The organism is Enterobacter cloacae complex sp. HYC033_NIDB (assembly GCF_056673335.1).
Genome location: NZ_CP115123.1, coordinates 3,279,280 through 3,297,665, shown reverse-complemented (window position 1 = coordinate 3,297,665; position 18,386 = coordinate 3,279,280). Strand labels below are relative to the sequence as shown.

Genomic DNA, 18,386 nt, shown 5'->3' with positions numbered 1-18,386 from the left:
TCTGCCCGCCAGAACGTGTGCTGACAGCGAAAACAATGTCGATTTCAACAGGACGATGCTATGCAAAATCTATTGCTGATTAATGGTGAACTGGTGACCGGCGAAGGTGAGAAGCAGGCGGTTTATAATCCTGCCACGGGTGAAGTGCTGCTGGAGATTGCTGAAGCGTCGGCAGCACAGGTGGACGCTGCCGTCCAGGCTGCCGATCGCGCGTTCACAGAGTGGGGACAAACGACGCCGAAAACGCGCGCCGAATGTCTGTTGAAACTGGCTGATGTGATAGAAGCCAACGCTGACGCGTTCGCAAAAGTGGAGTCCCTTAACTGCGGGAAACCGCTGCACTGTGTTCAGGGAGATGAGATCCCGGCCGTGGTCGATGTGTTTCGCTTCTTTGCCGGGGCCGCCCGCTGCCTGAACGGGCTGGCTGCCGGAGAATACCTCGAAGGACATACCTCAATGATCCGCCGCGACCCGGTTGGCGTTGTCGCCTCGATTGCGCCCTGGAACTACCCTCTGATGATGGCGGCGTGGAAGCTGGCGCCCGCGCTGGCGGCGGGAAACTGTGTCGTCATCAAGCCGTCTGAAATTACCCCGTTGACGGCGATGAAGCTGGCGGAACTGGCGAAAGATATCTTCCCGCCAGGCGTGCTGAACGTGCTGTTTGGTCGCGGAAAAACCGTAGGAGATCCGCTGACCGGCCACGAAAAAGTCCGTATGGTTTCTCTCACCGGCTCTATTGCTACCGGAGAACATATTATCGGGCATACCGCATCTTCAGTTAAACGTACCCATATGGAATTGGGCGGAAAAGCCCCGGTCATTGTCTTTGACGATGCAGATTTGGATGCCGTGGTTGAAGGCGTGCGTACGTTTGGTTTCTACAATGCTGGTCAGGATTGTACCGCAGCCTGTCGTATCTATGCCCAGAGGGGGATTTACCCCGCGCTGGTCGAAAAGCTGGGCGCAGCCGTTGCCAGCCTGAAAATGGGCGCGCCGGACGATGCGTCAACCGAGCTGGGACCGCTCAGCTCCGCAGCGCATCTTTCCCGCGTTTGTGCTGCCGTGGACGAAGCCAAAACCCTTGGACATATCCGCGTCGTCACCGGTGGCAGTAAAAGAGAGGGGGCAGGATATTACTTCCAGCCAACGCTGCTGGCCGGGGCGAAGCAGGAAGATGCGATCGTCCAGCGAGAAGTGTTTGGCCCGGTGGTCAGTGTGACAGAATTTGAGGATGAAGCGCAGGTGCTGAACTGGGCCAACGATTCGCAATACGGCCTGGCCTCGTCCGTCTGGACAAAAGACGTCGGACGCGCCCATCGCCTCAGCGCACGGTTGCAGTATGGCTGCACCTGGGTCAATACCCATTTTATGCTGGTGAGCGAAATGCCGCACGGCGGGATGAAGTTATCCGGTTATGGCAAAGATATGTCGGTCTACGGACTTGAGGATTACACGGTAGTCCGGCATGTAATGATCAAACACTAAACCCTCATGCCCGGCGCAGTGCCGGGCGATTCAGCTTACCAGCCACAGACCTCGTGTTCATTTTCCGTATCGTAGGCGCGAACGGTGTTCACCAGATCCTTCACGACATCTGCCGCGACGTCCGGGATCAACAGCTCCATTGGCGCTTCTGTTTCATAATCCACCGACACGCCGTTGCTGTTGTTGGTGACGGTCACGGTATAGGTAGCCTTACCCATTATTTACTCCTTATGCGTGTTGACCACTTTACCGATGCCCGCACCGCTGAGCGTGACGGCAGGATCCGCGAAAAAGTCGATATTAAAATAGGTGTCGTCGGTCAGTAGCTCAATGCGGTGCCATTTTTGGGGTGGGGAGATGCCAAAAGAACCGGCCTCAATGACCACTTCCAGATCGGGTTCGGTGGCGTCGCCATCGGCAAAGCCAAAGTAACGCACTGCACCCTGCATGACGGATAACCGACCGTACACGCCGGCTTTGGTGTTGTGATGGGTAAAAAGCGCTTTTGGGGCGGTCTCTTTATTCCAGAACGGCGTCGAGCGGGTATGAACAAAGTTTTCAGGAATACGTAACATCATAGTTTCCTTCATGTTGGCGGGCGCTTAAAGGGATTTAAGCACCTCAGGTTCAACAAAGAATTCAATATTGAACAGGGTGTCGTCGGTCATCACCTCAATGTGGTGCCATCTCTCTGGCGGGAAAACGCCGAAACGACCCGCTTCAATGACGAGCTCGCTGTCAGGCTCAGGTGTAAATTCATCAGCATAGCCCAGATAACGCACTGCGCCACGCATCACCGACAGGCGAGGGTAAACGCCCGGGCGCGTGCCCGTATCAAGGTGACGTTTAAAAATGCCGGCGGGGGCCGTTTCTTTGTTCCAGAAAGGCGTGGAACGGGTGTGAATGCAACTCTGCGGAATGCGTAGCATGTTTCCTCCCTTAAAAGCCTGCTGTTATTAAACTGCTTTCTGCGGGGATGAATTTATCAATAAGTGCATTTAATATGCATCTTATCAATAATAACCGTTTTGCTTTACCCGGCGTTGTTACACAAGGTACTCAGTTGTTATTATCCTTATTATTTAAGTGGTTATGATGTAACGAAAAAACTTGATCTGTGTCAACATATGACGCATATTGCGTGCGGTTATTTTTCGGCTCAGGTAAACAGAATGACGTTGTATCAAAAGATGTTGGTGTTCTACGCAATCATGGCCTCCATCTGCGCATTAATCACCTGGTTCCTTTCTAAAGATCGTAAACGTATTCGCCTGTTGAGCGCATTCCTGGTGGGTTCCACCTGGCCGATGAGCTTTCCTGTTGCCCTGTTGATCTCTCTTTTCTGAAGCACGCTTCCAGAATCGGCATCCAGCCATAGCATTCCGTACATTTAGGCTGTATAAATATACAGTCCGTCATACATGGAGTGCTTATGAACAGTTTCTATTCGCAGCAAGCAGGCTGCACTGTGCGCTGGCAGGATCTTCCCGGTTTCGGTGACCCGGTTGTGTTTATCCACGGGTTGGGCTGTGCATCGTCGTATGAATATCCTCGTATTGTCTGTGATACCCGTTTCGGGGGGCGCAGAGCCATTCTGATCGATCTTCCCGGTAGCGGTTACAGTGACAAACCTGACAACTACCGTTATCGCACGAGCGAACAGGCGCAGGTGGTGGTTGAACTGTTAAACCATCTCGGCCTGGATAGTCTATGGCTGTATGGTCATAGCATGGGGGGGAGTATCGCGATCGAAACGGCAGCACTGTTAACGTCGAGCGTTAAGGGCCTGATAGTATCTGAACCCAATTTTCATGCGGGTGGCGGGATGTTCAGCCGAGCAATTGCGGCCCAAACGGAACAACATTTTCTGGAACAGGGCTATGATGACATGCTGCGGGCGGAAACGTCGCCGTGGGCTGGAAGCCTTCAAAGCAATGCCCCCTGGGCCATCTGGCGCGGCGCAACAAGCATGGTCGAGGGCGTTAAACCTGACTGGGCACACCTGTTCTTGTCATTGAGCTGCCCGGTAATGTTAGTTTTTGGTGAGCGATCCCTGCCTGATGACGATTTTAATCGCCTGCAACAAAACGGTGTTGCTGTAAAAATTATCCCTGATGCGGGCCATTCAATGTCTTGGGAAAACCCGTCAGCGTTGGCTCAGGCTTTATCTGGCTTCATAAACGGCTCATGAAGGGGTAGCCCGCATTGCTGCGGGCTGCAATGATTAAGACAGCAGGGCAGACAAGGCTTTCCGCGCAGCAGGCTGAACGTCATACGGGCACTGATAATCCACGTTTTCAATCGCGCGGGTGTAGAGCGCAACCAGCCAGTCATAAACATAGGCTGTCGCCGCATGGACAGGCTGCTCGCCAAGTCGGGTAAGACGGAGTGAAGCGCTGCTCACAACTGGCGTCACAAAAATTGGCTGACCTTTGCGGATCCGGCTTGCAGGCCGTTCAGAAACGGGCGTCATTTCATAGCCAAGCCAGCTAATGAAATTGCCTGTCGCGGCATGCAGCTGCGCGGCGCTGCTTTTATCTTTTTCTGCAATGCGTTGCAGTTGCAGCGGCAGATCCAGCCGGTAGCTGGTAACGATCAGCACATCCGCAATCTGCTGTAATACCTCTGCGTCCAGGCCCAGACGGGCAGCCGCCGCGTCGTTGCGACTCCACTGACGAAGATGGTTAACCCACACGTTATGGGCCAGCCGCGCCTTATCCTTGGTCTGCAACGCGCCTGGATTTTCCTGCGTCTCTTCCGCAAACAGATCGATAACATCGTTAAACAGGCCGTTGACCTGTTCCTCACGAGGCTGGTGAACGGTCAGCAGCGTCTCAAACGCGTTTAACGGCGGCAGAAGCCCCTCAAGCAATTCACCATGACGAGCGGCACTGCCTTGCAGCGTTCGGACCATTTTTTCGGCCTGTGCCCGCCCTGCGCCTGGTTCCTGGGTGAGAGGGGCGACATATGGGCGCATCAGCGTCGACAGTGACTCTTGTAACAGCCTTTTCAGCGCGCGAAGACGCTTCTGGCGCTGTGCCGGCAGGGTAGCCTGCGACAGCCACTCAATCACCCGCTGCATGCTGTGGGTATCGAGCGCCTGAAGCGTGCCCCAGCGCAGACCCGGCTGGCCCAGCAATTGCTGCACCGCTTCGTCCAGATTCTGCTTTGTGGTAAACCGCGCATCATGAGGGGTAATGGCCCAGACCAGCCCCGGCAATGCGGATTCTTCAACCGGCTGAGTCTCTTTGATCCAGTTTTGCAGGAGCCTGGCCGTTTTTGCGGTCTGCTGGTGGTGCGCCGTCGCATTACAGATAACCAGGACATCCGGCTGAATGTGCTGCCGATAATGCTCCAGCAACCACAGACATTTTGCCTGCATCATCAGCGGCGTGTTTTCCTCAGAAATGGCAGGAATATCAATGACGTCAACGTTATCCAGCACGCAGTTCTCAACGGGCAGCACCACTTCGCGGGTCAGAGATGCCAGTACATCGACCGGCAGGCTAATGGCGTTAAGCAGCTCGCCGTTTTTTACCGGATGAAGCAGTGTTTCCTGTGCTTCCGGCACGGTAAACGCCCCGTGAGTAAGGAAGCCTTCGCAGGGCAGACCAAAGCTGTCAACCAGCAGACTCAACGGCGCCGCAAGCGCGCTGGCATGGCTGGTTTGATGCAGCACCTGGGCGAATTTAAGCCACTGCTGGGTTAACTCCTGCTGCTCACCCCACAGCAGAGACCAGACGCTGGCGCGGGTGCTGAGATCAAGTGACGGAACCAGCAGGGCAAACTGGTGCCACAGGGCATCATCAATATGCTGCTTAGCGCCGGGTACTACGCTTTGCCAGAACCGGGCAATGGTCGCGACTTCCCGTGCCGTCATTCCCGGCACGCTCTGCGGTTGACGCAGTGCCCGCCACTTCTCAAGCCGGGCTTCAATCACCAATTTATCCACCGCGCGGATCTGCGGATCCAGCGTGGTGCGCGCGATGAACAGCTGCACCAGCTCGGCCTCCGTTACCAGGCGCAGGCGTAAGGGAAACGCGTCGTCTGCGACCTCGCGGGACGCTCTGCTGAAACGCACGGCCATGTTGGTCGGTGCATGCCCGGGGTTAATATGCGAGAAGTAATCAAACGTGCGTTGACCCGGCGTAACGTTCAGCCGTTCGTCCCCGCTGCCGCAAAGAGCAGCCAGCAGGTGCGCTTTCGCGGCCTGCGAGTGGCCATATAAGCCGATACTGCCCTGGCTGACAAGGGCGCGATCGAGCGCCTCTTCACGCGCACTTACTGCGTTAAGGCGGGCAAGCAGGGCGTCGGCTTCGTTATCCAGCATCGGGGCGTGCTGTCGCGTCTCGTTGATCCACCCGATTAAGGCCTGAGTGGTGGCAGTCGTCGCAGTCATTTGAGGTATACGCTCCCGCTGTCGATCCAGTAGTGGCTGCCGCTGTGTCGGCGATCGGCCAGAGTATTCAGTTTAAAGGTCAGGGCATCCGGCGGCACTGGCGTGCCGTCCTGTAGCCAGGCATCACTCAGCTCGAAAGATTCCGGGCCTTCCTGCTTAGTGCCGCCACGCAGCTTCAGGCGCACGTTCAGTACGCCGTCGCCCGCAATGGCTTTCGCCAGCTCGGCTGAGTTGATGCTCAGGGTATAGAGCGGCGTAGCGGGCCAGCGGGCATTGGCCAACTGCCGGAAGCCGAGCGTAACGTTGCCGCGCAGCGGGAAGTGCAGACGGGCGTCCAGTTTCGCGCCGGGTTTATCGAGGTCGATATCGTGATACCAGACGTTCTCGTCCCGCAGGGTATTGATCGTGTTATCCAGCACGCCCAGATAGCGCACCGTAGAGTACGCGCCGATATCCGCTGCTTTAAAGTTAAATCGCGGCAGACGAAGATCCAGCGCCAGGCTACAGAGCATCGCTCCCACCGCAGCGGTGGATTTCGGGTTGCCGATCCGTCCCTGCTGGCTGAACGGATACCATTCATGAACCTGGTATTTATCCAGCCAGACGATGCGGTTGACGGGCACCGGTTGCAGGTGGCGAATCAAGGCCTGAACGCCCGGCAGACAGCCCGGCCGTCCCGTGATAAGCAGGATATCGCAGCTGTAATGAGAGATCGCCTCACATACCGCATGAAGCGGGGCGGCAAGCGTGAACTGACCCGCCAGCATGGCGTCCCGCATCTCCCGGAAGCTGACGTGCAGCGGTACGCTGAACAGATCAAAGTGTTCTGAGCCGGCAGGCAACGCATGGTCGATCGCCTGCTGGAGATAATTCATCACGTTGCGCGTCGGTTTTTGCGCAAGCAGATCGCCAAAGGTGGCATGCAGCCCGGCCAGCGGATCGTCAACATCGCTCGATTCCCACGCCGCCAGGATCGCGTGACCGATCGGCATAAAAAGCTGAAGCGCCGTCTGCTGGCGCAGGACCGCCTGGGTATCGATCCGCCCGGAGTCACCGAACAGGGATGCCATCAGCTGGGAGGCATCGGCTATGCCGGATTTCTGAAGCTGGGTTTGCAGGGCGGGCAGAACGTAGCGCTGGATCACGTCCAGCAGCGTGTCGTCGCCAGCGACCTTGAACCCTTCGCGGAACAGCAGCTGCGGGGTGATTTTGACGTTATTCCCGGAACCATCATCTAACTGATAGTGCGTGATGGCCATATCCGTCGTGCCGCCGCCGATATCAATCGAGGCCACGCGCAGCGCACGCCCCGGCTGGACGCCAGGCTCAGGCGCGCGATCCGGACGGGCGAGGGAGGCGAAAAAGGCCTCGGTCTGGCCACCAAAATGGGAAATGGCTTCGTTATACAGCCACACCAGCTGGCCGCAGCTGGCCTCGTCCCACTCCATCTGGATTTCAGGAACCGGCACCACGCTTTTTTCCTGCTGCTTGCGGCTGGCAAAATCTTCATCCTGCGGGTGCCAGCCCATCGCCTTCCAGACGATGGCGATGGCTTCGAACATGCGGCGACGGAAAATCTCGCGCTCCTGTTTCGGCATTGCCGAAGGCAGGGTGAGGATCAGCGTCCGCAGCTGGCGGGGAGAGGCCGGGAAGCCGAGCCGCAGGCGGGTGGCCACGCTGTTAATCTGGCCAAGCGCCTGAGCCAGCAGCTCGCAGAGCATGTGCGTCATCAGGGTGCTGCGGCTGTACTGCGGAGAGAACACCGGCAGGCGCTCATCCTGCGGCAGCGTAAAGAGCGGTTCCCCGTCGTCGTTCATCAGGTTCATCAGCGGAAACGCAGTTGCCAGCGGTTCGCGCTGGGTTTTGCTGTTCATCTGGCTAAAGCGCCAGTCCTGCACCACCGGCGTCTCGTCCCACAGATAGCGACGCGGGCTGGAGATGCCGCTGTTGCCTTCCGTGCCCAGACGCTGCATCGCCAGCTTACGCGCTTCATCACCCACGCGGACAATCGACGGCCAGACGAACGCATCCTCCCGGCCGCTTTCCACGGAGAAGTGCTGTTTGCCAAAACGCGCTTCAGAAAACTCAAGTCGGCTGGTAAACAGCGGCTCATTCAGGAACTGCGGCTCACTCAGAGATCGTACCTGAAGTTCAGCCGTCTGGCGCAGGCCGTCGTTGGCATCACCATGATCTTCAATAATCACGCCGCAGGTATGGGTGTTGCCTACGTCAAGGATCAAATCGACAGGAATAGCAGGGGTGCTCAGGGTATGGGTGACAAACTTCACTTCCGGCACGGTGAGTTGTTCACCGAGCATGGAGAGCAGGTTGAGCCAGTGCGCCTGATATTCAAAGCTGCGCATGGCCTGATGCAGCTCGCGCTCGGAGCGTTTTTCAACCCCGTCGGCAAACTGCGTGAAGGCTTCGCGCAGCCAGCCGTCAATCCAGGTCTGGTCGAGGAAACTCTCAACCTCACTGTCGCGCCAGGCGAGCGCGAAACGCGTGCCGTTCAGGATATCGTTTTCAACCGGCGACAGGGCAGACGTCGCATGCTCTGCAATCTGGCTGTCGAGCGCGACGGTGACCCGGTGCGTATTGCCAGCTGCGTCGGGCGTGGAAAGCTTTCGTACCTGGACGCGCGCCCAGTTATCCGGGCCTTCAACAAACGTCCGCGGCGGGTTAAAGCGCAGGAAAGGGATCGGCAGCCAGACGCCGTCCAGCACGGTCAGGGAGTCATGCAGTGGAATGGTGCTTTCAGGCTTGACCACTTCCGGCTGCCCGCCATCGGTGGCAGGGAGCGTGTACCGGCCGTTAACCAGGTCAAAATCCAGACGCAGCAGCGGGCCATTTGCTGTTTTACGCACGAAACGCCCGTTGCTGGCGGTGTCCTGCGGAGTCAGGCCAAAATCGAGAAACTGCACGCCGCTGTTAGCAATCAGCGTCACGCTCTGTTTATAGTCGCAAAGATTAACCAGCATAGGATCAGACACCTGCTTTCTTGAACGTCAGAGGAACGACGGTGTTGGCATCGTAACGTGCGGTGCATTCCGCCACATCGCTGGCACCTGCCTTACAGGTTACTTCCGGCATCGGATAGCGTGAACCGTCGGTGCAACGCGCGTTTCCGCGCGTTTTGATCAACAGCTCGCCGTTGCTGTGTAATCCGGAAAAGACGTCTACCCGGCAGACAATGTTGTCGCCATGCACGACCCGGGCGAAACCTTTATTGTTCTGGATCTGGTAGCGCAGCGACGGCGGTTTGCCGGTGAGCGGATCCTGCACATCGAGAAACGCGCGCCAGGTGCCGTTCAGGAAGCGCGTTAACCCCGCTTTGACCTGGTTTGCCTCCATCACCATCGCATCTTTCGGTATCGCGGTAATGACCACCGGTTCGGCTGCCGGGGCAGGCGTTTTCACCTTCGGCTCTACCACTTCGGCCTGGTGCAGCGGGAGTTTCAGTTCAAGCGGCTCAACCGTCTTTATGGGGGCCGGAGCAATGGCGACGGGTACTGGCGCTGGTGTGGCAACAGGCGCTGCGATCGGGGCCTGTTTTGGCCAGAGCAGCGGGGTGGCGATGGCTGCAATAATGACGGCGGCAACCGGCAGTAACCACAGGGGGGAGCGACGTTTTTTCTGTAAGGCCGCCGGTGCGGGCTCTGGCGGCGCGGCGTTCATGCGCACCGGCTCTGGCGTATACAGCTCATCGTCGGTGATACGGACGGTAGCCGCAGGCGTAATAAGCGGCGCGTCGGCCTGCTCAAAAGTCACCACCGGGGCCGGTTCTGGCTCCGGTTCAGGTTCAGGTTCGTTAATCATCTCGGGTGCAGGTTCAGGGATCAACGATTCACGCAGGCAGTCCAGCACGTCGTCGCGCGCGTTTTCGTTAAGGTTGACGAAGCCCCAGAAGCAGATCACCGGCTTGCCATCCACGAGGAAAACAAAGTTTTCACCGGGAAACTGAAAGGCTTTTGAGAGCAGAGAGCCAAACAGTTGCTGCGCCGTTTTCGGTGACTGAAGGCATTTTTTACTCAGCGACTCCACGCTGGCGAGCGTGTTTTCCAGATAGCGCAGGGCGCGATAACGATCATCTTCATCCGCCGCCTTCCAGCTGGAGACGGTTCCCTCAACCGGGGAGTACCAGTCAACGCGATCGCCGCCGTCGTTGACCTGAGGAATGGCCAGGCAATCAACAATAGCCTGCTGTTTGCGCAACCGAAGCGCTTCGCGGATTTGCAGCGCTGATTCAAAAACGGCCTGTCCGCCGCCGCCAACGGCCTGAAAATCATCCAGATTACCGCTGCGTAAAAGTGTTTTTGCCACGATTTGGTCCTGTAGACTTCTTCACGCCATTACTGTAACGAAACAGGTAAGCAAGCAAACGGCGGAGGAGACGACAAAAGGGACGATTTCTTGCGGCATTGATCGTGACGGTTGTGCTTGACGAATAATGAACCTTAAGGCAAATCGGTTTCTGCGGGCTGATGCTAAAACCAGCGAAATGTACGGCTTTAGAATAACCTGATAGTGATTCGTTATTTGTCAGGCCAAAACGTCTGTGCTGTTATTACTGTTCACTATAATAAAACCGAAAGGGTAATAACCATGTCTACAGGGAAAACCGTGCTCGCCCTCGCGCTGAGCGCGCTGCTACCGGCAAGCGCCGCATGGGCGGCAAACAAAGACACCATTATCTACTGCTCCGAGGCATCGCCGGAGTCGTTTAACCCGCAGATCGCCAGCTCTGGCCCCTCGTTTGTCGCCAGCTCGCAAACGCTGTATAACCGTCTGATTAACTTCGACCCGGTAAAAAACACGCCGGTGCCTTCTCTGGCCGAGTCGTGGACCATTTCGCCAGACGGCAAAACATACACGTTTACCCTGCGTAAAGGGGTAAAATTCAACAGCAATAAATACTTCAAACCGACCCGTGATTTTAACGCTGATGACGTTATTTTCTCCGTTATGCGTCAGAAAGACCCTAAGCATCCCTATCACAATGTTTCCCAGGGCAATTACGAATACTTTAATGACGTGGGCCTCGACAAGCTCATTCAGGATGTGAAAAAAATCGACGATTATCACGTCCAGTTCACGCTGAGCGAACCCAACGCGGCGTTCCTGGCCGACTGGGGAATGGACTTCGCCTCGATCCTCTCTGCCGAGTACGCGGACGCGATGCTGAAAAAGGGGACACCTGAAAATGTGGATACCTGGCCAATCGGCACCGGGCCGTATGTGCTTCAGCAGTACAAGGTGGATTCGCTGATCCGCTACGTCGCCAACCCGAACTACTGGGAGGGAGAGGTGCCGACCAAACACCTGATCTTCTCCATCACGCCAAATGTTGAGACGCGTCTGGCTAAGCTGCAAACGAACGAGTGTCAGATCATTCCTGCGCCGTCGCCGGTGCAGTTTGAAGCGATCAAGAAAAACAAAGACCTGACCCTGCACTCGGTGGATGCGCTGAACGTGGGGTACCTGGCGTTCAACACGGAGAAAAAACCGTTTGATAACGTGCTGGTGCGCCAGGCTCTGAATTACGCAACGGACAAAAAGGCCATTGTTAACGCGGTCTTTATGGGGTCTGGTACGGTCGCTAAATCACCGATCCCGCCGAACATGCTCGGCTTTAACAAAGACCTGAAGGATTACGGCTACGATCCGGAAAAAGCAAAAGCGCTGCTGAAGCAGGCGGGTCTGGATAAGGGCGCGGAAGTGACCCTCTGGTCCATGCCGGTTCAGCGTCCGTACAACCCGAACTCGCGACGCATTGCGGAGATGATCCAGGCTGACTGGGCGAAAGTGGGCGTGAAGGCGAAAATCGTCTCATACGAGTGGGGGGAATATCTCTCCGGCATGCGTAAAGGCGAGCATGATTCCGCGCTGTTCGGCTGGATGTCTGATAACGGCGATCCGGACAACTTCGCCGATGTGCTGCTGGGTTGTAACAGCATCAAAACCGGATCTAACGCCGCGCGCTGGTGTGATAAGGGGTATGATGAGCTGGTGCAAAAGGCCAAACTGACCAGCAACCCGGACGAACGTGCGAAGCTGTATGGCCAGGCACAGGAGATTTTCTACCAGCAGGCACCGTGGATTGCGTTAGCTAACGGCAAAACGTTCTACGCGACCCGCAGCAACGTGACCGGGTACAGCGTGAGTCTGATGGGCAGTGACTTCTCGAAAGCGAAGCTGAACTGATCGTATTCTTGCCGGGTGGCGGCTATGCCTTACCCGGCCTACAGTTACCACCCGTAGGCCCGGTAAGCGTAGCGCCACCGGGCATTTGGAAAGGAGTGACAATGTCACATTTAAACGATGTTATCGCCCGCGTCGATGCCGCCATCGAAGAGAGCATAATTACCCACATGAACGAACTGCTGATCGAATTAAGCGACGATGCAGAGCTCAGCCGTGAAGATCGCTATACCCAGCAGCAGCGCCTGCGTACCGCGATTGCGCATCATGGTAAGCAGCATAAAGAAGAGGCGGAGGCGCGCCATGCCCACCTCACGCAGGGTGGGACTATCCTGTAAGGGTTAAAACTGGCGCCGTGCCACCAGCCAGGCGCCGACCACCAGCATCGCTGCGCCGCAGACCGGGCCAACCAGCGCCCTCAGGGGGACACCGTTGCTCTTGAGGATGTCCATCACCAGGCCGCCAATCAGCTGGCTTGCTACCAGCACGGCAATGGTCGTTGCCGCGCCCACATTCTGATACCCGCTAATACTGGCAAAGACAAAAAATGACCCCAGCAGGCCAGGGATCAACGTCCACCAGCGCACCGTTGACGCCAGTTCGCTAAACCCCGCCAGGCCATTTTTCACCAGCAAAATGCTGACAAACAGCACAATTCCCACCAGCGAGTTCAGCAGCATGGCGATAAGAATAGTGGAAGAGGATTGCGTAATGCGCACCATCAGGGTGTTTTGCACCACCAGCCCAATCCCGGCGGCCACCAGAAACGCTAACGTCAACGATTGATTCATGGCAGAGCATCCGGATCGCTGCGCTCATCGAGCTGGAGTTGCATAAAGGTTAAATCCAGCCAGCGACCGAATTTGGTTCCCACCTGCGGCATATTACCGGTGGTAACAAAGCCCAGGGTTTCGTGCAGATGAATCGACGCCTGATTCTGCGCCTCGATACCGGCAACCATCACATGTTTACCAATCTGGCGGGCTTCCTTGATTAATTCCGTCATCAGCAGCCGACCGATGCCTTTGCCCTGATGATCGGGATGAACGTAAACCGAGTGCTCCACCGTATGGCGAAAACCGTCGAACGCTCGCCAGTCGCCAAATGAGGCGTATCCCGTCACAACACCTTCTTCTTCACTGACCAGCACCGGATAACCCAACAGCGTGCGCGCCTCAAACCATGCAATACGGTTATCGGTGTCGACAGTTGTATCGTTCCAGATGGCGGCGGTGTGCAGCACCGCATGGTTATAAATTTCACCGATAGCGGCACAATCTTCTTTGCAGGCATGACGAACGATCATGGTAAACCTCTGGCTGTGTTGTTTACTATAGTAGTACGATTCACTCACAATATTACACAGTTCTTGTGTTGCATCGCTACGACAAAATCCCTATTTTTTTGTCACCAAACTGCCCCGAAAAACCATCCGTACACTATAGTATGACGTCATGAACACAATGACAGACAATATGAATCAACGCATTAGCGCCCGCATACGCCTTGAACGCGAGTCGCGGGGCTGGTCATTAAGCGAACTGGCCGAACGGGCAGGTATTTCACGCGCCATGATCCATAAGATTGAACGGGGGGACAGTAGTCCAACGGCGACGCTGCTTGCCCGGTTATCCGGTGCCTTCGGTATTAGCATGTCTACGCTCATTGCGCGCGCGGAAATGCAGGAGGGCAAACTGTTACGTCTGGCGAACCAGCCCGTCTGGCGCGATCCGCAAACCCACTATTTACGTCGTCATGTGTCGCCGCGCAGCGATATGCCTATTGACCTCGTCCAGGTGGAACTGCCCGCGGGCAGCGATGTGCCGATGCCCGCCTCCTCTTATGCGCTGGCGCGACAGCTGATTTGGTTGCAGGCAGGTGAACTGGTCTTTCTGGAGGGGGACACCCGCCATGAAATGAAGGCCGGAGATTGTCTGGAACTCGGGCCGCCGAACGACTGCCGGTTTATTAACGAAACGGATGAATCGTGCCTTTATCTGGTCGTGCGGCTTAATCAGTCCGGCTCATAATGCAAAGGCGATCCGCTGGATAACGTGCCAGACTTGAATGACATTTTCAGCTGTAAGGAGCGATGAATGAGTCAATCAACTACGCAAAACCGACGCTGGGTACTGGCTTCCCGTCCACACGGCGCACCGGTTGCCGAAAATTTCCGCCTGGAAGAGCAGCCGATCCCCACGCCCGCAGAGGGGCAGGTGTTATTACGCACCGTATGGCTCTCGCTTGATCCGTACATGCGGGGCCGTATGAGCGATGCCCCATCCTATTCACCTCCTGTCGAGATTGGCGCGGTGATGGTGGGCGGCACGGTAAGCCGCGTCGAGACCTCCCGCCATCCGGATTATAAAGAGGGCGAGTGGGTTCTGGGCTACAGCGGCTGGCAGGAGTATGAACTTTCCGACGGGAAAGGACTGGTCAGGCTGGGCGAAAACCCGTCGCACCCTTCATGGGCACTCGGCGTGCTGGGAATGCCGGGCTTCACCGCGTATATGGGGCTGCTTGATATCGGCCAGCCTCAGGCGGGGGAAACGCTTGTCGTGGCGGCAGCCACGGGGCCGGTCGGCGCAACGGTGGGGCAGATCGGTAAAATCAAGGGGTGCCGGGTTATCGGCGTGGCCGGCGGGGAGGAGAAATGCCGCCATGCGGTCGACGTGCTCGGTTTCGACGCCTGTCTGGATCACCATGCGGATGATTTTTCCGAACAGCTGGCGAAAGCCTGCCCGCAGGGCATTGACGTGTATTATGAAAACGTCGGCGGTAAAGTCTTTGACGCCGTACTGCCGCTCCTGAATACCTCCGCGCGCGTACCTGTTTGCGGACTGGTCAGCGGCTACAACGCGACCAACCTGCCGGATGGTCCGGATCGCTTGCCGCTGCTGATGGGGACCATCCTCAAAAAACGCATCCGCATGCAGGGCTTTATCATCGCTCAGGACTATGGTCATCGTATCGACGAGTTCCAGCAGGAAATGGGACGTTGGGTGAAGGAAGGCAAAATTCACTATCGCGAGCAGGTCACCGAAGGGCTGGACGCGGCGCCGGAGGCGCTGATTGGGCTGCTGGAAGGGAAAAACTTCGGCAAGGTCGTGATCCGCGTGGCGGCGGACTAAACAGAGCATCGGTTATGGCGGGCAAAGTCCGCCATAATTATTTGTGAAGATACGATATATTGTCTTTAATTAATCCATAAGCATTGCGCGCCATCGGCCCAGCTGAGCCAGAAGTGGTAAACGTAATATTAATTGAACAATTTTTATTTTAACGCGCGCCCTTCATACCAGGCATGACGATACAGGATATATCAAACCGGCGATGTTTTTTTAAACAGTCGCTGAAAATGGCATTTTGTTTTGGCTACGGGAATTAAACATGCTTGATTTGGAAAACCTGGAAAAAGCACAAAGAATCAGTCTGACGATGCAAGTTGAGAACAGTTTAAAGGGAGCGTTAATTACGGGCTCATTAAAACCTGGGGCTCGACTCATCACGAAAGAGATTGCGGATAAATTAGGCACCAGCATCACACCGGTGCGCGAAGCCCTGCTGCGCCTGGTGTCGGCAGGCGCATTACAGGCCACGCCTGCTCAGGCGTTTTTGGTGCCAGAGGTTACGCTGGAGCGTTATAACGAAATTAACGCCATTCGAAAACAGCTTGAGCCGATGGCCGTTGCGGCGGCGTGTCAGAATATGACCGAGACCAAACTGGATGCATTACGCGCGCTGTCAGATAACTTCAGCACCGCCATGCATCAGGGCGACGTGCAGAAGGCGATCCATGCCAACCGCGTGTTCCGGTTTACGCTTTATCAGTATGCCGAAATGCCGACCCTGAACTCGCTGATTGAGCAGCTCTGGGTACGGATTGGTCCGTGTATCAACTACCTGCACGAAGAGATGAAAGATATCCCTGCAACGACTTACCATTATGCCGATCTGCTTTCTGCGCTTGAGCAAAGGGACGTGACGGCCAGTCGGGAAGCGATCGACCGAGCCATTGATGAAGCTAATATCCTCCTGCAACGGCAATACTACAGTTAAGGATCGCACTGGCGCACTTATTTTTTTATTCGTTTTAAACTTCCCTGAGTATATTCCCGGCGCTTAAGGCTACCGGGAATGATGTTATTTTTTACCGGCAACGTGCGCTGCCGGAAAATGTTTTACTCAAAGCGATAAGAGACCGACAGGCCCACGCCATAGTTACGGCCAGGGGCGGGTTCGTAATAGCGATTGTAGCCGGCGTTTACAATCTCTGAACCGACGTACTCTTTATCAAACAGGTTATCGACGCGACCAAAGATGTCCATTCCCCATTTGCCGTAATTGAGTTTATACCCGGTATTCAGACCGACCACGGTATAAGAGGGCGCTTTGGCGGTATTGGTGTCGTTTGCCATCACGTCGCTCATGTAGCGGGCATCTGCCCCCGCGTACCAGCCTTCCTCAGGCTCCCAGCCAAACGACGCATACCCCATGTTACGGGCAATCCCCGGCATCCGGTTGCCGCTACAGTCTGCATTGCTACAGACGTTGGTACGGTAGGTCGCATCGAGATAGGTCCACGCCATTTTCAGCTTCCAGTTTTCGGCAAACTGCTGGTCGAGCGCAATTTCCACACCCTGACGGCGCGTTTTCCCCGCATTTTTGTAGGTAGTGCGACCATTTTTGTTTTCGTCCACCACGATCTCGTTGTCGGTATCCGTGCGGAACAGCGCCGCCGTCAGGATGCCATTGCCGATGCGGGTTTTGCTGCCAATCTCATAGGTGTTGTTGGTTGACGGTTGCAGATTAATATTGAGGCCGCCTTTGCCATCAGAACGGTAGGAGAGTTCGTTGATGGTCGGGGTCTCAAATCCACGTCCCGCCGCGGCATAAAGGTTCCAGGCGTCGGTCACGGCGTATTTCACCGCACCAGCCGGGAGCCATTTATGGTAGCTGGCGTCACCGCTGTCATCGCCGTTTTGCGGGGTAATGTAATGATCGTTGGAGTCAAACCAGACGGAGCTGTAACGCACGCCCGCCTCAACGGACAGCTTTTGCGTGAGCTGCCACTGGGTTTGCAGGTAGGGATCAAGGTTCCACATCAGGTTACGTTCGTCACGGCGTTTGTTACCCTTCACGCCAAAATCCGGCACGCCGTTGTTCATCACGAAGTTTTCATAACCGCGGCGATTTTCACTCATATTTTCGTAGTTAAGGCCGGTGGTAAACGTTACCGGCACCAGCAGCTCGCCGCGGTGGGTCCAGCGGGTATCAATACCCTGATAGTGGCGCTGCATATCAATTACGCCGCCCGAATGCGCTGGATTTTCAGTCTGCGTGGTATCCGGAATGGACTGGTACTGGGTCATTTCACGCTCACCGGCGTACATCATCACGCTGAGGTCGTCCTGTTCGCTCAGCTGACGGTCGTAGCGGATCCCAGCCTGGGTCTGCTTAATGGTTTTACGCGTATTGTACTGATCGCCACGGGGTGACTGGCGCGGGTTGTTCTGCCACTCCTGATAACTCAGTCCGCCCGGATCGTTGGCTTTCATGTCCACGCTGTTAAAAATCAGCGTTAGCTTGCTGACATCATCAATGCGCACGCCCAGTTTCGCGTTGGCGAGGTTTTTCCGTGCGCCGCTGTGGTCACGATAGCCATGTGTGGTGAAACGGGTGGTGGATACCGCATAGTCCACATCCCCCGCCTGAGTCCCGTCGCCCACCGCACCGGTGGCCTTCATGCCGTAACGCCAGGTGCCGTAGCTGCCGTAATAGCTGCTGGCTTCAATTGTGGCTGGCTGTTGTCCGGTCTGGGTGTTGATGTTGATCACGCCGCCGGAGGCATTGCCGTACAGGGCAGAGAAGGGGCCGCGCAGCACGTCGACGCTCTCAATGCTGTTGAGGTCAATGTTTGACGTCTGCCCCTGGCCGTCGGGCATGGTTGCCGGAATGCCGTCCACGTACATGCGGATCCCGCGTACGCCGAAGGTCGAACGCGCGCCGAATCCGCGAACGGAAAGTTGCAGATCCTGAGCATAGTTCTGGCGGTTCTGGATTTGCAGGCCTGGTACGCTCCCAAGGGATTCAGAAAGGTTGATGCGCGGTGTGGCATGTCGCATATCCTCGCCGCTCACCACGCTGACTGCGGCCGGGGTGTCCAGTTCGGAGACGGTTTGCGGCGTGGCGCTGACGATTAGGGTCTGTTCATCCGCGGCCATCGCACTCAGCGGGCCAAAAATGACGGGAACGAAGAGCAGTGGTAGTGATGCCTTACGGGCAGTAATAATTTTCATGGAGT

The 18,386-nt window shown here is 56.3% G+C and carries 17 protein-coding genes; 8 read left to right on the top strand and 9 right to left on the bottom strand.

Translation table 11 applies throughout. The annotated features are described in order from the left end of the window. Positions 1 to 60 precede the first annotated feature (60 nt). Complete coding sequence (gene patD, locus O1721_RS15840; protein ID WP_032668860.1) at positions 61 to 1,485, top strand: aminobutyraldehyde dehydrogenase; 1,425 nt, start codon at positions 61 to 63, stop codon at positions 1,483 to 1,485. A 35-nt stretch (positions 1,486 to 1,520) separates the two neighbouring features. On the opposite strand, the gene O1721_RS15835 is transcribed toward patD, so the two are convergent. The 3 genes from O1721_RS15835 to O1721_RS15825 are packed head-to-tail and all read right to left on the bottom strand — an operon-like array spanning position 1,521 to position 2,414. Beyond that, positions 1,521 to 1,703: a DUF1869 domain-containing protein gene (locus O1721_RS15835; protein ID WP_003856955.1), complete on the bottom strand. Its 183-nt coding sequence runs from the start codon at positions 1,701 to 1,703 to the stop codon at positions 1,521 to 1,523. Between the two features lie 3 nt (positions 1,704 to 1,706). Continuing rightward, complete coding sequence (locus O1721_RS15830) at positions 1,707 to 2,060, bottom strand: TehB family protein (protein ID WP_003856958.1); 354 nt, start codon at positions 2,058 to 2,060, stop codon at positions 1,707 to 1,709. 27 nt (positions 2,061 to 2,087) lie between these two features. Beyond that, the gene (locus O1721_RS15825) at positions 2,088 to 2,414 is read right to left on the bottom strand and encodes a TehB family protein (protein ID WP_015570441.1); all 327 of its coding nucleotides are present in this window, start codon (positions 2,412 to 2,414) and stop codon (positions 2,088 to 2,090) included. 243 nt (positions 2,415 to 2,657) lie between these two features. Here O1721_RS15825 and O1721_RS15820 point away from each other — a divergent pair, with 243 nt between their 5' ends. Together O1721_RS15820 and O1721_RS15815 are read left to right on the top strand one after the other, a co-directional pair. Next, positions 2,658 to 2,831, top strand: a complete 174-nt coding sequence (locus tag O1721_RS15820) for a GhoT/OrtT family toxin (RefSeq protein ID WP_003856960.1) — start codon at positions 2,658 to 2,660, stop codon at positions 2,829 to 2,831. 86 nt (positions 2,832 to 2,917) lie between these two features. Next, complete coding sequence (locus tag O1721_RS15815; RefSeq protein WP_032648420.1) at positions 2,918 to 3,676, top strand: alpha/beta fold hydrolase; 759 nt, start codon at positions 2,918 to 2,920, stop codon at positions 3,674 to 3,676. Between the two features lie 33 nt (positions 3,677 to 3,709). Here the strand turns inward: O1721_RS15815 and O1721_RS15810 are convergent, their stop codons facing one another. From O1721_RS15810 to O1721_RS15800, 3 genes are read right to left on the bottom strand one after another with little or no spacing between them, the layout of a single operon-like run. Next, positions 3,710 to 5,884: a virulence factor SrfC family protein gene (locus O1721_RS15810; RefSeq protein WP_032648418.1), complete on the bottom strand. Its 2,175-nt coding sequence runs from the start codon at positions 5,882 to 5,884 to the stop codon at positions 3,710 to 3,712. After that, positions 5,881 to 8,862: a virulence factor SrfB gene (locus O1721_RS15805; protein WP_032619621.1), complete on the bottom strand. Its 2,982-nt coding sequence runs from the start codon at positions 8,860 to 8,862 to the stop codon at positions 5,881 to 5,883. The genes O1721_RS15810 and O1721_RS15805 overlap by 4 nt, the downstream gene beginning before the upstream one ends. 4 nt (positions 8,863 to 8,866) lie before the next feature. Further along, entirely contained in the window at positions 8,867 to 10,204 is a 1,338-nt protein-coding gene (locus O1721_RS15800; RefSeq protein ID WP_032648417.1) for an SrfA family protein, read from the bottom strand. A 282-nt stretch (positions 10,205 to 10,486) separates the two neighbouring features. Between O1721_RS15800 and O1721_RS15795 the strand changes: the two genes are divergently transcribed. Both O1721_RS15795 and O1721_RS15790 read left to right on the top strand, forming a co-directional pair. Then, positions 10,487 to 12,085, top strand: coding sequence for an ABC transporter substrate-binding protein (locus tag O1721_RS15795; RefSeq protein WP_017382274.1), 1,599 nt, complete (start codon positions 10,487 to 10,489; stop codon positions 12,083 to 12,085). Between the two features lie 101 nt (positions 12,086 to 12,186). Continuing rightward, the gene (locus tag O1721_RS15790) at positions 12,187 to 12,420 is read left to right on the top strand and encodes a YdcY family protein (protein ID WP_017382275.1); all 234 of its coding nucleotides are present in this window, start codon (positions 12,187 to 12,189) and stop codon (positions 12,418 to 12,420) included. Positions 12,421 to 12,423: 3 nt separating this feature from the next. Here the strand turns inward: O1721_RS15790 and O1721_RS15785 are convergent, their stop codons facing one another. Then, the gene (locus O1721_RS15785; RefSeq protein WP_032103594.1) at positions 12,424 to 12,873 is read right to left on the bottom strand and encodes a DMT family transporter; all 450 of its coding nucleotides are present in this window, start codon (positions 12,871 to 12,873) and stop codon (positions 12,424 to 12,426) included. Beyond that, entirely contained in the window at positions 12,870 to 13,388 is a 519-nt protein-coding gene (locus tag O1721_RS15780; protein WP_015570449.1) for a GNAT family N-acetyltransferase, read from the bottom strand. Before O1721_RS15780 ends, O1721_RS15785 begins: the two co-directional genes overlap by 4 nt. A gap of 148 nt (positions 13,389 to 13,536) precedes the next feature. On the opposite strand from O1721_RS15780, the gene O1721_RS15775 reads away from it, so the two are divergent. From O1721_RS15775 to O1721_RS15765, 3 genes are all read left to right on the top strand, one after another. Continuing rightward, the gene (locus O1721_RS15775; protein ID WP_017382277.1) at positions 13,537 to 14,112 is read left to right on the top strand and encodes a helix-turn-helix domain-containing protein; all 576 of its coding nucleotides are present in this window, start codon (positions 13,537 to 13,539) and stop codon (positions 14,110 to 14,112) included. Between the two features lie 66 nt (positions 14,113 to 14,178). Continuing rightward, positions 14,179 to 15,213, top strand: a complete 1,035-nt coding sequence (locus tag O1721_RS15770; RefSeq protein WP_032103593.1) for an NADP-dependent oxidoreductase — start codon at positions 14,179 to 14,181, stop codon at positions 15,211 to 15,213. A 259-nt stretch (positions 15,214 to 15,472) separates the two neighbouring features. After that, positions 15,473 to 16,141 (top strand): GntR family transcriptional regulator, encoded by a 669-nt coding sequence (locus O1721_RS15765; RefSeq protein ID WP_003856981.1) that lies wholly within the window; start codon positions 15,473 to 15,475, stop codon positions 16,139 to 16,141. A gap of 122 nt (positions 16,142 to 16,263) precedes the next feature. On the opposite strand, the gene pqqU is transcribed toward O1721_RS15765, so the two are convergent. Next, entirely contained in the window at positions 16,264 to 18,381 is a 2,118-nt protein-coding gene (gene pqqU, locus O1721_RS15760; protein WP_032648413.1) for a TonB-dependent receptor PqqU, read from the bottom strand. Positions 18,382 to 18,386 lie beyond the last annotated feature (5 nt).

Coding starts and splice junctions, on each gene's coding strand:
- O1721_RS15805 (WP_032619621.1), bottom strand. CDS start 8,862: ATGCTGGTTAATCTTTGCGACTATAAACAGAGCGTGACGCTGATTGCT.
- O1721_RS15810 (WP_032648418.1), bottom strand. CDS start 5,884: ATGACTGCGACGACTGCCACCACTCAGGCCTTAATCGGGTGGATCAAC.
- O1721_RS15785 (WP_032103594.1), bottom strand. CDS start 12,873: ATGAATCAATCGTTGACGTTAGCGTTTCTGGTGGCCGCCGGGATTGGG.
- O1721_RS15815 (WP_032648420.1), top strand. CDS start 2,918: ATGAACAGTTTCTATTCGCAGCAAGCAGGCTGCACTGTGCGCTGGCAG.
- O1721_RS15790 (WP_017382275.1), top strand. CDS start 12,187: ATGTCACATTTAAACGATGTTATCGCCCGCGTCGATGCCGCCATCGAA.
- O1721_RS15825 (WP_015570441.1), bottom strand. CDS start 2,414: ATGCTACGCATTCCGCAGAGTTGCATTCACACCCGTTCCACGCCTTTC.
- O1721_RS15780 (WP_015570449.1), bottom strand. CDS start 13,388: ATGATCGTTCGTCATGCCTGCAAAGAAGATTGTGCCGCTATCGGTGAA.
- O1721_RS15765 (WP_003856981.1), top strand. CDS start 15,473: ATGCTTGATTTGGAAAACCTGGAAAAAGCACAAAGAATCAGTCTGACG.
- O1721_RS15775 (WP_017382277.1), top strand. CDS start 13,537: ATGAACACAATGACAGACAATATGAATCAACGCATTAGCGCCCGCATA.
- O1721_RS15795 (WP_017382274.1), top strand. CDS start 10,487: ATGTCTACAGGGAAAACCGTGCTCGCCCTCGCGCTGAGCGCGCTGCTA.
- O1721_RS15830 (WP_003856958.1), bottom strand. CDS start 2,060: ATGTTACGTATTCCTGAAAACTTTGTTCATACCCGCTCGACGCCGTTC.
- pqqU (WP_032648413.1), bottom strand. CDS start 18,381: ATGAAAATTATTACTGCCCGTAAGGCATCACTACCACTGCTCTTCGTT.
- patD (WP_032668860.1), top strand. CDS start 61: ATGCAAAATCTATTGCTGATTAATGGTGAACTGGTGACCGGCGAAGGT.
- O1721_RS15835 (WP_003856955.1), bottom strand. CDS start 1,703: ATGGGTAAGGCTACCTATACCGTGACCGTCACCAACAACAGCAACGGC.
- O1721_RS15770 (WP_032103593.1), top strand. CDS start 14,179: ATGAGTCAATCAACTACGCAAAACCGACGCTGGGTACTGGCTTCCCGT.
- O1721_RS15820 (WP_003856960.1), top strand. CDS start 2,658: ATGACGTTGTATCAAAAGATGTTGGTGTTCTACGCAATCATGGCCTCC.